At 58.2% G+C, this 13,162-nt stretch carries 13 protein-coding genes; 5 read left to right on the top strand and 8 right to left on the bottom strand.

What is annotated here, in order from left to right:
- Window positions 1-76 precede the first annotated feature (76 nt).
- Window positions 77-1,120: a selenide, water dikinase SelD gene (selD, locus tag OGV79_RS13265; protein WP_286468579.1), complete on the top strand. Its 1,044-nt coding sequence runs from the start codon at window positions 77-79 to the stop codon at window positions 1,118-1,120.
- Between the two features lie 4 nt (window positions 1,121-1,124).
- On the top strand, window positions 1,125-3,068 hold the full coding sequence (gene topB, locus OGV79_RS13260) for a DNA topoisomerase III (protein ID WP_071258202.1): 1,944 nt from the start codon (window positions 1,125-1,127) through the stop codon (window positions 3,066-3,068).
- Between the two features lie 102 nt (window positions 3,069-3,170).
- On the opposite strand, the gene gdhA is transcribed toward topB, so the two are convergent.
- Complete coding sequence (gene gdhA / locus OGV79_RS13255) at window positions 3,171-4,514, bottom strand: NADP-specific glutamate dehydrogenase (RefSeq protein ID WP_012132655.1); 1,344 nt, start codon at window positions 4,512-4,514, stop codon at window positions 3,171-3,173.
- A gap of 269 nt (window positions 4,515-4,783) precedes the next feature.
- Here gdhA and OGV79_RS13250 point away from each other — a divergent pair, with 269 nt between their 5' ends.
- The gene (locus tag OGV79_RS13250; protein WP_172773950.1) at window positions 4,784-5,026 is read left to right on the top strand and encodes a YnjH family protein; all 243 of its coding nucleotides are present in this window, start codon (window positions 4,784-4,786) and stop codon (window positions 5,024-5,026) included.
- On the opposite strand, the gene OGV79_RS13245 is transcribed toward OGV79_RS13250, so the two are convergent.
- A complete protein-coding gene (locus OGV79_RS13245) occupies window positions 4,986-5,399 on the bottom strand; it encodes a pyrimidine (deoxy)nucleoside triphosphate diphosphatase (RefSeq protein WP_111925695.1) in 414 nt (137 codons plus the stop codon). The genes OGV79_RS13250 and OGV79_RS13245 overlap by 41 nt on opposite strands.
- 79 nt (window positions 5,400-5,478) lie before the next feature.
- Between OGV79_RS13245 and OGV79_RS13240 the strand changes: the two genes are divergently transcribed.
- Together OGV79_RS13240 and OGV79_RS13235 are read left to right on the top strand one after the other, a co-directional pair.
- Window positions 5,479-6,048: a carboxymuconolactone decarboxylase family protein gene (locus tag OGV79_RS13240; RefSeq protein ID WP_286468577.1), complete on the top strand. Its 570-nt coding sequence runs from the start codon at window positions 5,479-5,481 to the stop codon at window positions 6,046-6,048.
- Window positions 6,041-6,676 carry a CDP-alcohol phosphatidyltransferase family protein gene (locus OGV79_RS13235; protein WP_286468575.1) on the top strand — a complete coding sequence of 212 codons (636 nt, stop codon included), beginning with the start codon at window positions 6,041-6,043 and terminating at the stop codon, window positions 6,674-6,676. The genes OGV79_RS13240 and OGV79_RS13235 overlap by 8 nt, the downstream gene beginning before the upstream one ends.
- A 143-nt stretch (window positions 6,677-6,819) precedes the next feature.
- On the opposite strand, the gene OGV79_RS13230 is transcribed toward OGV79_RS13235, so the two are convergent.
- The 6 genes from OGV79_RS13230 to xthA all read right to left on the bottom strand — a co-directional run bounded on the left by OGV79_RS13230 (window position 6,820) and on the right by xthA (window position 13,023).
- On the bottom strand, window positions 6,820-8,127 hold the full coding sequence (locus tag OGV79_RS13230) for a rhodanese-like domain-containing protein (RefSeq protein ID WP_286468573.1): 1,308 nt from the start codon (window positions 8,125-8,127) through the stop codon (window positions 6,820-6,822).
- Window positions 8,128-8,214: 87 nt separating this feature from the next.
- Window positions 8,215-8,847, bottom strand: coding sequence for an ATP-binding cassette domain-containing protein (locus tag OGV79_RS13225; protein WP_200073759.1), 633 nt, complete (start codon window positions 8,845-8,847; stop codon window positions 8,215-8,217).
- Window positions 8,847-10,382, bottom strand: coding sequence for an ABC transporter permease family protein (locus tag OGV79_RS13220; protein ID WP_286468644.1), 1,536 nt, complete (start codon window positions 10,380-10,382; stop codon window positions 8,847-8,849). Before OGV79_RS13220 ends, OGV79_RS13225 begins: the two co-directional genes overlap by 1 nt.
- Window positions 10,355-11,518: an ABC transporter substrate-binding protein gene (locus OGV79_RS13215; protein ID WP_047457401.1), complete on the bottom strand. Its 1,164-nt coding sequence runs from the start codon at window positions 11,516-11,518 to the stop codon at window positions 10,355-10,357. The genes OGV79_RS13220 and OGV79_RS13215 overlap by 28 nt, the downstream gene beginning before the upstream one ends.
- Window positions 11,519-11,532: 14 nt before the next feature.
- Entirely contained in the window at window positions 11,533-12,207 is a 675-nt protein-coding gene (locus OGV79_RS13210; protein ID WP_012132644.1) for a TVP38/TMEM64 family protein, read from the bottom strand.
- 9 nt (window positions 12,208-12,216) lie between these two features.
- Entirely contained in the window at window positions 12,217-13,023 is an 807-nt protein-coding gene (gene xthA / locus OGV79_RS13205) for an exodeoxyribonuclease III (protein WP_060816196.1), read from the bottom strand.
- Between the last annotated feature and the right edge of the window lie 139 nt (window positions 13,024-13,162).

The raw sequence follows: 13,162 nt of genomic DNA, 5'->3' as shown, positions 1-13,162 counted from the left end.
GGAATTCAGACACTCTCTCTTACCACGTCATGGAATGAGCGCTACCATAGCCCGATTGCAATGACAGGAGATGTCCATGAGCGAGCACGCTATTCGTTTAACGCAATACAGCCACGGAGCCGGTTGCGGTTGTAAAATTTCCCCTAAAGTGTTGGAAACCATCCTGCACAGCGAGCAGGCGAAGTTTGTCGACCCGAACCTGCTTGTGGGCAATGAAACCCGCGATGACGCGGCGGTATACGACCTGGGTAATGGCACCAGCATCATCAGCACCACCGACTTCTTTATGCCGATTGTCGATAATCCGTTTGATTTTGGCCGTATTGCGGCGACCAACGCCATCAGCGATATCTTCGCGATGGGCGGCAAACCGATTATGGCGATCGCCATTCTGGGCTGGCCCATCAACAAACTGTCGCCGGAAATTGCCCGGGAAGTCACCGAAGGCGGGCGTTTTGCCTGTCGTCAGGCGGGTATTGCGCTGGCGGGCGGGCACTCTATCGACGCGCCTGAGCCCATTTTCGGTCTGGCTGTCACCGGCGTGGTGCCGACCGAGCGCGTGAAGAAAAACAGCACCGCGCAGGCCGGATGCAAACTGTTCCTCACCAAGCCGCTGGGCATTGGCGTGTTGACCACCGCCGAGAAAAAATCACTGCTCAAGCCGGAACATCAGGGGCTGGCGACAGAAGTGATGTGCCGGATGAACATTGCGGGGGCGTCGTTTGCCCATATCGACGGCGTGAAAGCAATGACCGACGTGACCGGTTTTGGTCTGCTGGGGCACCTCAGCGAAATGTGCCAGGGCGCAGGCGTGCAGGCGCGGATCTGCTATCAGGACATTCCAAAACTGCCGGGCGTCGAAGAGTACATTAAACTTGGCGCAGTGCCGGGGGGGACGGAGCGTAATTTCGCCAGCTATGGCCATCTGATGGGCGACATGCCGCGCGAGGTGCGTGATCTGCTGTGCGATCCGCAAACGTCTGGCGGCCTGCTGCTGGCGGTCACGCCGGACGCGGTAGAGGAAGTGAAAGTCACCGCGGCGGAGTTTGGTATTGAACTGACGGCGATTGGTGAACTGGTTGACGCCCGTGGCGGTCGCGCCATGGTAGAGATCCGTTAATTCGATGCGGTTGTTTATTGCCGAAAAGCCGAGTCTGGGCCGCGCCATTGCGGATGTGCTGCCAAAGCCGCACCGCAAAGGCGACGGCTTTATCGAATGCGGGAATGGACAGGTGGTGACCTGGTGCATCGGCCATCTGCTTGAACAGGCGCAGCCGGACGCGTATGACGGTCGTTATGCGCGCTGGAATCTGGCCGATCTGCCGATTGTGCCGGAAAAGTGGCAGCTCCAGCCGCGTCCTTCCGTGATGAAGCAGCTCAATGTCATTAAGCGCTTTTTACATGACGCAAGCGAAGTGATTCACGCGGGAGACCCGGATCGCGAAGGGCAACTGCTGGTGGACGAGGTGCTGGATTATCTGCAACTGTCCCCGGAAAAACGCCAGCAGGTGCAGCGTTGCCTGATCAACGATCTTAACCCGCAGGCGGTGGAGCGTGCGATTTCCCGGCTGCGCGCCAACAGTGAATTTGTGCCGCTGTGCGTCTCCGCGCTGGCGCGTGCGCGCGCCGACTGGCTGTATGGCATTAACATGACCCGCGCGTATACCCTTCTCGGGCGCAACGCGGGCTACCAGGGCGTGCTCTCGGTAGGGCGTGTTCAGACACCGGTTCTCGGGCTGGTGGTTCGCCGCGATGAAGAGATCGAGAACTTCGTCGCCAAAGATTTCTTTGAAGTGAAAGCGCATATCGTCACGCCAGCTGAGGAGCGGTTTACCGCCATCTGGCAACCCAGTGAAGCGTGCGAACCGTATCAGGATGAAGAGGGGCGTTTGCTGCATCGTCCGCTGGCGGAGCATGTGGTAAATCGTATTAACGGTCAGCCCGCGATCGTCACCAGCTATAACGATAAACGGGAATCAGAATCTGCCCCGTTGCCGTTTTCGCTGTCGGCGTTGCAGATTGAAGCGGCGAAACGCTTTGGCCTGAGCGCGCAGAACGTGCTTGATATCTGCCAGAAGTTGTACGAAACCCACAAATTAATTACCTATCCGCGTTCCGACTGCCGCTATCTGCCGGAAGAACATTTTGCCGGACGCCATGCGGTGATGAATGCCATTGGCGTACATGCCGCGGATTTGTTGCCGCAGCCGGTGGTTGACCCGGACACGCGAAACCGCTGCTGGGATGATAAAAAAGTTGACGCTCACCACGCGATCATCCCGACTGCGCGCAGTTCATCAATTTCCCTCAGCGACAATGAAGCGAAGGTGTACAACCTGATCGCTCGCCAGTACCTGATGCAATTCTGCCCGGACGCGGTATTTCGCAAATGCGTCATTGAACTGGAGATTGCGAAGGGGAAATTCGTCGCCAAAGCGCGTTTTCTGGCGGAGGCCGGATGGCGAACGCTGTTGGGCAATAAAGAGCGTGACGAAGAGAACGACGGTACGCCGTTACCGGTGGTGGCGAAAGACGACGAACTGCTGTGCGAAAAGGGCGAGGTCGTTGAGCGTCAGACCCAGCCGCCACGCCATTTTACCGATGCTACGCTGCTGTCCGCCATGACCGGGATTGCCCGTTTCGTGCAGGATAAAGATCTGAAAAAGATCCTGCGAGCGACCGACGGACTGGGAACCGAAGCGACGCGCGCGGGCATTATCGAACTGCTGTTCAGGCGCGGATTCCTGACCAAGAAAGGGCGTTACATTCATTCAACGGATGCCGGGAAAGCCCTGATTCACTCGTTACCGGAGATGGCTGCCCGACCGGATATGACGGCGCACTGGGAGTCTGTCCTGACGCAAATCAGTGAAAAGCAGTGCCGCTATCAGGATTTTATGCAGCCGCTGGTCGGCACGCTGTTTCAGTTGATCGATCAGGCTAAACGCACGCCGGTACGTCAGTTCCGGGGCATTGTCGCGCCAGGCGGTGGCGGCGAGAAGAAAAAGAGCGCGCCCCGTAAGCGAGCGGCGAAAAAAAGCCCGCCGTCAGAAGAGGCGAGCGTATAACGCACAGGCCGGATAAGGCACTTACGCCGCCATCCGGCAATGCCTGATGGCGCTGCGCTTATCAGGCCTACAACGCTTATCAGGCCTGCATGCCACGGAAAATTAAATCACACCCTGCGCCAGCATCGCGTCGGCCACTTTGACGAAGCCTGCGATGTTCGCCCCGCGAACATAGTTGGTATGTTTGTTTTCGCCGCCGTATTCCACGCAGGCATGATGAATATCCAGCATGATGTGGTGCAGACGCGCATCCACTTTCTCGGCTTTCCAGCTCATTCGCGCGGCGTTCTGCGCCATCTCCAGACCGGAAGTCGCCACACCGCCTGCGTTGGCCGCTTTACCTGGCGCGAACAGCACGCCGGCTTCAAGGAACAGATCGGTGGCTTCAATGGTGGTTGGCATATTGGCGCCTTCCGCCACTGCTTTCACGCCGTTGGCGATCAGCACGCGCGCGGCGTCCACGTCGAGTTCGTTCTGCGTTGCGCACGGCAGGGCGATATCAACTGGCACTGACCACGGCTGTTTGCCTTCCATATAGGGCAGGCCGAACTCGCGGGCGTAATCCGCCACGCGCCCGTCACGGCTGGCTTTGATTTCGCACAGGCGCGCCAGTTTTTCTTCGGTGAAGCCGCTCTCATCCACGACGGTGCCGCTGGAGTCCGAAGCCGTCACCACACGAGCGCCGAACGCCATTGCTTTCTCGATAGCGTACTGCGCCACGTTGCCGGAACCGGACACCGCCACACGCATACCCTCAAAACCCAGACCGTGGCGTTTGAGCATCGCTTCGGTAAAGTACACCAGGCCATAACCGGTGGCTTCCGGGCGAATCAGGCTACCGCCAAACGAGAGGCCTTTCCCGGTGAACACGCAGGCGCTGTTGTTGGAGAGCTTACGCATCATACCGGCCATAAAGCCCACTTCACGTCCGCCCACGCCGATATCGCCAGCAGGTACGTCAGTGTCTGGCCCTAAATGGCGATAGAGCTCTGTCATCAGCGCCTGACAGAAACGCATCACTTCGCCTTCGCTCTTGCCTTTAGGATCGAAATCGCTGCCGCCTTTACCGCCGCCCATCGGCAGCGTGGTCAGCGCATTTTTAAACGTCTGCTCGAAGCCGAGGAATTTCAGTATTGAGAGGTTAACGGAAGGATGAAAACGCATCCCGCCCTTATACGGGCCGATGGCGGAATTAAACTGTACGCGCCAGGCACGGTTAACCTGCACCTGGTTACGATCGTCCACCCACACCACGCGGAACTGGATCACGCGTTCTGGCTCAACCAAACGTTCCAGCAATGACATCTGACGATAACGAGGATTTTGCTCAAGGAAAGGCCACAACGTGGTCATTACTTCACGAACGGCCTGCGCGAACTCGGTCTGATTGGGGTCACGCTGTTGAACATGGTTTAGAAACGACTCCAGAGAACATGTCTGATCCATAGATATAAGAACCTCTTATGTATTGATATGGTTATATTTATAATGTTGTGTTTCGTGTTTATGCAGTTTTTGACTATACCACCAGCTGTGTGACGGTAAGCAAGAAAAAAAAATGGCGTGCCAGGGAAATTAATAACGGCGCGCGCGTCATAATAAAAAGCGATGGATGGAGTGGCTAAAGTTTCAGTCGCTTACGACCGTTATACTGAAGGTAGGCTTCATAACAAGGAAACGCTATGCATCGTTTATTTATCGCGGCAGCAGCGGCGATGGTCTCTTTTGCCGCGCTGGCGAATCAGCATTATCGCCCGGATGTGGAGGTTAACGTCCCGCCCGAAGTGTTCAGCTCCAGCGGGCAGCGTGCGCAGCCCTGCAATCAGTGCTGCGTCTACCAGGATCAAAACTATTCGGAAGGGGCGGTGATTAAAGCCGAAGGCGTGCTGCTGCAATGCCAGCGCGACGAAAAAACGCTCAGTACGAATCCGTTGGTCTGGCGTCGCGTAAAGCCATAAACGCCTCTAACAGCGGAATGTCCGCAGGCGCAAGCGGGTAACGCAGCGCCTCTTTTGGCGAACACCAGATCATGTTCTGGTGATAATGCGCGGTGACGGCGCCGGTAAACGCCGGGACGTGCCAGGCGTGCAGATGGATCAGCCGGCCAGAGACTTCGCGCTGATGGCTGGCGATATAGCGCCCGACAACCGCCTCAATACCCAACTCTTCACGCAGTTCGCGAATCAACGCCTGAGGCTGCGTCTCACTGGACTCCACTTTGCCTCCGGCAAACTCCCACATACCCGGCTGATCGGCGTGTTCCGGGCGTTGAGCCAGCAATATTTTGTCGTCACGCTCAATGATTGCGGCGACGACATCAATGGTTTTCATCATATTCATCAAGGTTCAACAACGGAAAGTGACATACTATCCTTATCTTTGCGTGACCTAAAGTCTTCAGGAGCAAGCGTTGAACGATCCACAACCCTGGGTTAGCCCATTGACCCATATCCCTTCCAGTCTGAAACCTCTCGTCGCTACGCAGAAAAAACATTACGGCGACGTTCTGCACCCCACGCGCTGGTGGGGGCGAATGCCGTTTCTGTTCTGGCTGGTGGCGCTGTTTGTTGGGTTTCTGGAGCGTAAGCGCGCGCGGTTAACGCCGGTGATGCGCGCGTTGTTGATGACGCGCGTTTCGCAGGTGTGCTATTGCGCCTTCTGTGTGGATGCCAACAGTTTACGTCTGGCCGAACGGTGTGGAGCGCTGGATAAAGTACAGGCCGTTGCCGGGTGGCAATCGTCCACGCTGTTCAGCGAGGAGGATCGTGTCGCACTGGCTTATGCCGAGGCCGTGACCGCCACGCCGCCGCAGGTTGATGAGGCGCTCAAGGCGATGATGAAACGCTATTTTACTGACGACGCGATTACCGAAATGACGGCGCTGATCGCCTTTCAGAACCTGTCGGCGCGTTTTAATGCCGCGCTGGATATTCCTTCGCAAGGGCTGTGTGACGCATTGAAGGGGGCGCCACATGTTTGACCGGCATCTGCACCCACGGGTTAAACCGCTCCTGCACCGCTGTGCCGCGTATCTCGATAAACCGGCGATCACCCCGGACGGCCTGACGCTGTTCGGATTTGCCATTGGCGTGCTGGCGCTGCCGTTTCTGGCGCTGGGTTGGTATCTGGCCGCGCTGGCGGCCATTGTGCTGAATCGCCTGTTTGACGGGCTGGATGGCGCGCTGGCGCGGCGCAGAGGGTTAACCGATGCGGGGGGATTTCTTGATATCACCCTCGATTTTCTGTTTTACGCGCTGGTTCCGTTTGGCTTTATTCTGGCCGCACCGGAACAAAACGCGCTGGCAGGGGGCTGGCTGCTGTTTGCGTTTATCGGTACGGGCAGCAGTTTTCTGGCGTTTGCGGCGCTGGCGGCGAAGTATCAGATTGATAATTCGGGCTATGCGCACAAATCGTTTTACTATCTGGGCGGGTTGACCGAAGGCACCGAGACAATATTGCTTTTTGTCCTGAGCTGCCTGTTTCCGCGTTATTTCCCCGTTCTGGCGTGGGTATTTGGCGCGTTGTGCTGGATGACCACCCTGACAAGGGTCTGGAGTGGATACCTGACGCTGAAGGTTATCCGGCCTGGAAAAAGAGCCTCTCTGTAGGCCTGATAAGCGTAGCGCCATCAGGCATCAGTATGGCACGGCGCTTTCCCGTAGGCCTGATAAGCGCAGCGCCATCAGGCATCAGTATGGCACGACGCTTTCCCGTAGGCCTGATAAGCGCAGCGCCATCAGGCGCATTATGTCTACTTACTGCTGTCCGGGTCGCGCTCGCCGGTGGACACCGGATTTTTCGGATCGCTGCTCCATTCGTACCAACCGCCGTCATACACGGCGACGTTTTTCCAGCCCATCGCCCGCGCGTACATAAACGTTTCGGAGGCGCGCCAGCCGGTGCCGCAATAGAAGGCAACGTGCTGATCCGGCAGAATATCCCACTGCTTCCACATGGCGGCGATATCCTCTGCGCTGCGCATGGTGCCGTCCGGGTTATGGAAATCCTCCATATGCGTGGAGTCGCTGCCCGCATGTCCCCAGCGCGCGCCGGCAATTTCGCCTTTTGGCTTGATATAGCTGTATCCGCTGGTGGTGCCGATAAATTCCGGCCAGGAACGGATACTGACTAGCGATGCGTCCTGACGGTGCAGCAGGGCGCGGGCCTGTTCCATATCCAGCATTAACTGCGGCTGCGCCGGGATCGCCACGCCAAAGTCGGGTTCCGGCTTCACGTCAGCCGGCATGCCGCGTTCAACCGGCAGACCCGCATCGGACCAGGTTTGCCAACCGCCGTCGAGCAGACGAACGTCCTTCACGCCCGCATAGAGCATAATCTGCGCAACGCGCGCCGCAGCGTACACGTCGCGGCCATACAGAATAACCGTCGTGTCATGGCGAATACCGTGTTTCGCCAGCATCGCTTTCAACTGCGCGTCAGAGACTTTATTCCACAGCGGTTCGCTTTCCACCTCATTGGTGTCGATGTATCCGGCGCCGGGAATGTGGCTGAGCAGATAATATTTCGGCGCGCCCCAGCCTGCTTCAATCACCTTCCAGGCTCCCGCCGGTTTAGCCGTAACCGGCTGGTTTTGTTGAAGGGCATGCAACCACTGTGGGTATGCTAATTGCTCGAAGTGAGGGAGCTTTTGCAGTCGGGAAGGATCGGTCAGCGCATCGCTCAGCGTAGCAATCTGGCTGAAGCCTGCCTTCTGTAAACGTGATTTCACAGCCTGTACGCCACTGTCATTGCCATACAGCGCCAGCGGGGCGTTTTTCCTGAGCTGATGCAGTTGCAGCCAGGCGGCGAGCTGCTCGTCGCTCATTTTATCGAGCCAGGAGGCTGACAGATTCAGTGCGGAAGGTTCGTGACCGGAAGGGCCATTAAGGGTTTGCGGCCAGCCGTTGTAGAAAGCGCTCTGGCGCGTATCAATTGCGGCGCCCTGTTTTTGCTGTAGCTGGCTGAAGGTAAGCGACTGCGCCATATCAGCAGCCCAGGAGGAAGCGCAGGCGAGTCCTGAAGCCAGTGCCAGCGCGGTCATTTGAGAAACACGTTTCATCGAATAGCCCGACGTTAAAATAAGAGGGCGCCATTCTCTGCTGGCTGGCAGGGAAAAACTTTGCGTTAACGCAGTTTGTCGGCATATTCACGCCCACGCCTCCATCTGGAGCACCGTGCCGCCGGGAGGGACATCCTGGATATCGTGCGTCACCTGTACCACCGGAATATTTTGTTGCCGTACTTCGGCAAAGACCCACCGGCGGAAGGCGTCGCGGCGCCCGGCGTCCAGTCGGCTGAACGGCTCATCCAGCAGTAATGCCTGCGGTTGCGCCAGTAACGCGCGAAGCAGGGCCACCCTGGCGCGCTGGCCGCCGGACAATGACGCCGGATCGCGGCGGCTGAACCCGTCCAGCCCGGCGCGCTCAAGAGCATGTCGCACTTCCGTTTGTCTGGCCGCCCCTTTTATCGCGGCAGGCAGCGCCAGCAGTAGGTTCTGCCCGACGCTGAAATGGTCAAACAGCAGGGCATCCTGAAACAAAATACCGATTTGACGTTGCGCGGTGGGGAGCGTATCGATGCGTCGTTCGTTGAGCCAGAGCTCGCCGGAGGCCTGAAACTGAGGCGACAGTGCGCCGACCATCCACGAAAACAGCGAAGACTTTCCGCTACCGGAAGGCCCCATCAACGTGACAATGTCACCTTTTTTGACCTGAAAGGCGACCTGATTCAATAAGCGATGATTGCCCAGGCGCAGCGTGAGATGTTGAACGATGAGCATTAGCGGAGTCCTTGACGATAGTGGCCAATGACGCGTGAACATAGCGCCGTCAGCGCGAAAACCAGCAGGGGTAACAGCAGTTGCCATAGCGCCTGCGACGCAAGAATTGTGGTACTGCCGCTGCTGCTGAGCGCCACGGCTTCTGTGGTGAGCGTAGGATAGCGTCCGGCGCCCAGCCAGAGTGTCGGCATATATTGGGCGATGCTGACGGAAAAGCCGACCGCGAAGGCAAACAATGCGGGGCGCAGTAAAAGTGGGCACTTGATGCGCCAGAAGATACGAACCCGCGTCCAGCCCAGCGTTTGCGCGATCAGCACCAGCCGTGGGTCAATGCGCTGCCAGGCGGGTTTGAGGACGAATAACATCCACGGGATAACCCACAGCAGGTGCCCCCAGATAACGGTAGCGTACTGGCCGTCTTGCCCGGCGAGCAGCACTAGAGTGTATTGCCCGGCGACCAACGGCAGCGCAGGCAGCAATATTGGCAGCCAGACCCAGCGGTGCCCGGTTTGCGGCCCCCATTCCAGCCATAAGAACAGCGTCATCAACCCCAGCACGGCGGACGCCAGCCCCATTTGCAGGCTGTTCGCCAGCGCTTCGTGGTTCACCGACGCGGGTTCAGCCATATAAGCCAGCAGCGCCACGCACAGCATGCCGCTTAACGGCAGCGTCAGCGCCAGCGTTTTTCCGCTTCTGCCTGATAAGCGCTGGCGGCGAAAACCGTTGATGGCAGGAAGGGTGCGTTGCCACCCCCGCCAGATGAGATAGCCGAACAGGGCAAACAGCATAAGCAACGCCACGAGCAGTAAACTGGCGAGCGCGCCTTTGGCCTGTTGGTCGGCGTCGCCCTGGCTCAGCCATTGCCAGCTTAACACTGCCAGCGTAGGTGGATTGCCCGGCCCCAGAATCATCGCGACATCCACTGCCGATAATGACCAGGCGACAATCGCCAGCATCACCGCGCCTAATCCTGGCGCAACGGCGGGTAACAGCAGCCAGCTCAGGCATTGCAGACGGCTGTAGCCCAGGGTATCCAGCACGATGACCTGCTGCGAAAGCTGTTTTTCACTTAATAATGCCGACAGAACCCAGAGCAGAAAGGCGCTCTCTTTGACGGCCAGCGTGAGCCCAAGCCCGATGCCATAGCGATCCATCTGCGGTGTGAGCGAGGGGAAAAGGCGATAAAGCATCCCGCCTTCGGCAAAAAGCAGCAGGGCGCTGGCGGCAAAGGCCACATGGGGAATGGCCAGTAGCCAGGGGAGGCGGGCGCAAAGACGCGCCCATTTTGCGCCAGGCCACAACGCGACGACGATCGTCAGCGCAATAGCCAGCGCGCCGGTTGCCGCCAGGGTGACGGAGACCAGCGTTGCCCGCAGCGCCTGCGGAAGCTGCGGATCGCTAAACAGCGCCAGCCAGTGCGTAGCGGAGAGCGCGGGCGTGATAAGCGTGAATGCGGCAGGAACCAGCGGCAGCCAGATGACCGCCATCACGCCCCAGACCAGCAGGGTTACTGCGTACCGTAGCGGCGTAGCCATGCCTGTTCCAGCGCGTTCACCCATGCGGAATGCGGTTCCGCCAGCGTAGGCGGCAACCCGTCAGGAATGCGCGACCGTAACGCTTCCCGCTGCCCGGCGGGCAGCTTATGCGGGTCAAGCACGGAAGGATCGCCCCAGAACGCCGGATCGGCTTTGCGCAACTGCGCGTCGGGGGAGAGTAGGAAATTGGCAACCACCTTTGCGCCTGCGCTGGCGCGGGCGTTTGCCGGGATTGTGACAAAATGCACGTTGCCAATCATTCCTTGTGAAAAACCGAAACTGTAGCTGGTTTTGGGCAGTTCGCCGCTGGCGATCTTTTGCTGCGCATGAGCGGGATTAAACGTCAGAGACAGGCGCAGCGAACCGGCTTGCAGCAGCGCGTCCATCCGGGCGGGAGAGGGAGGGAAGTCTTTTCCCTTCCGCCACAGGCTGGGATGCAGCGCATCGAGGTATGCCCATAGCGGCGCGGTGACGGAATCGAACGTCGCGTCATCCGGCGCGACCTTGAGCGCATCCGGTTGAGGGGTTAACGCCAGTAACAGCTGTTCCAGAAACGCCGTCCCGGTAAAATCCGGCGGCCGTGGGTAGGTGACAGTACCGGGATGGGCTTTCGCAAAAGCGAGTAGCGCCTGCGGGCTTTGCGGCGGCTGCGGCGTAATATCCCGGTTAGCAATGAAGGTTAACTGCGCGCCGCCCCAGGGTGACTCCGCCCCTTGCGTCGGCATGGAAAAATCCTCGCGTACCGGTTTGCGCGTATCGACATAGCGCCAGTTTGGCAGCGTTTCCGCCCAGTGGGTTTGCAGCAGTCCGGCTTCTTTCAGCGTGCGGAAGTTCTCGCCATTTACCCACAGCAGATCGACGGAACCATCGGTTTTACGCCCGGCGGCGGACTCAGTCTGAATGCGTTTCACGGCATCGGCGGCATCCGCAAGCCGGACAATCCTGAGGTTAATGGCGTAATGCGTTTTCATCTCGCCGCTGACCCAGTCGAGATACTGATTAACGGCATTGTCGCCGCCCCAGGCGTTAAACCAGACGGTCTGGCCTTTGGCTTCATCTTTCACCGCCTGCCAGTTTTCGACGGCTTGCACATGGCCCGTCAACAGCAGACCCGCCAGTAATAGAGTACGACGCATGATCGCTCCTGAAATTAGGATCGTAAAAAACGCTTAACCAGCCAACGGGAGGCCAGCGGTAACAGCCCCAGCAGGGCAAAGGCCGCCAGCATACCGGGGGAAATGATGTCGCGTATTGATGTCAACTGGCTGAGCTGGCGTCCGGCGTTGAGATAAATCACCGTTGCCGGAAACATGCCCGCCTGACTGATCCACCAGTATTGACGTACGCGGATTGACGTCAACCCGGCGAGTAAATTAACGAGAACAAAGGGGAACAGCGGCATTACGCGCAGCGCAAACAGATAAAAGGCGCCGTCGCGCGCCATACCATGATTTACGGTTTGCATCTGGCGTGCGAACCGGCGGGAGATCCACTCCCGCAGCAGGTAGCGGCTGGCCAGCATGGCGAGCGTAGCGCCGAGGGTTGACGCGAAGGAGACCAGCAGCGTTCCTTGCCAGAGTCCGAATAGCGCGCCGCCGAGCAGCGTCAGCAGCGCAGCGCCGGGAATCGATAAGGCCGCCACCAGCGTATAGACCAGAAAATAGAGACCGGCGCTCAGGAATGGCGACTGTTGCTGCCAGGCCGCCAGCATCGTGTGATAGCGTTTCAGGGTATCAAGGGAGAGAAAACCGGGAGGCAAAGCCCACACCACCCCGGCGATACAGATGATTAAAAAACCTGAGAGCAGTCGTTTTTTCGCGTTCACCTGCGTTTATCAGACCCGGAATTTTGCCCAGACGGGCGCATGGTCGGACGGTTTTTCCATGCTGCGGATTTCATAGTCAATGCCGGTTTCAACGCAGTGTTCGGCCAGCGGATTGCTCGCCAGCAGCAGGTCGATGCGAAGCCCCCGGTTGTCGTCGAAACCTTTTGAGCGGTAATCAAACCATGAAAATTTATCGACCGTTTCCGGGTGCGCGTGACGGAAGGTATCCACCAGCCCCCAGCTAATCAGGCGATCCATCCACTCGCGCTCTTCCGGCAGGAAGGAGCACTTACCGGTACGCAGCCAGCGTTTGCGGTTCTCTTCGCCAATGCCGATATCCAGATCGGTTGGGCTGATATTCATATCCCCCATGATCAGCACCGGATTGTCGCGTTTCAGTTCGTTGTCCAGGTAGTTTTGCAGGTTCTGATAAAACTGCGCTTTTGCCGGAAATTTCAGCGGGTGGTCACGGCTTTCGCCCTGCGGGAAATAACCGTTAATGACGGTGATACTGCCCAGCGGCGACGGGATTTCCGCCATGATGATACGGCGCTGCGCCTCTTCGCCGTCGTCGGGAAAACCACGGCGCACAGAAACAGGCGTCTCTTTGGTCAGTAGCGCGACGCCGTAATGGCCTTTCTGTCCGTGATAGAAGACGTTATAGCCGAGCTTTGCTACCTCTTCGAGAGGGAACATATCGTCGTGAACTTTTGTCTCCTGCAAGCCGATCACGTCAGGCTGGTGCTTGTCGACAATGGCTGACAGTTGATGAGGACGGGCGCGCAGGCCGTTGATATTAAAAGAGACAAATTTCATAGTCGCTGCCACTTTGCAAGGTGAATAGTGCAAGGATGGTAGCAGAAATTAGACGGGCTGACTGCCACTTGTCGCGCGAATCAAACGATAACTGCCAATGGCCTTAACGATGGAGCAAAAACTGCACTGTTTCAGGGCG

This window comes from Citrobacter sp. CK185, from assembly GCF_030333565.1.
Lineage (GTDB): Bacteria > Pseudomonadota > Gammaproteobacteria > Enterobacterales > Enterobacteriaceae > Citrobacter_B > Citrobacter_B koseri.
This window is presented reverse-complemented; position numbering and strand designations above follow the sequence as displayed.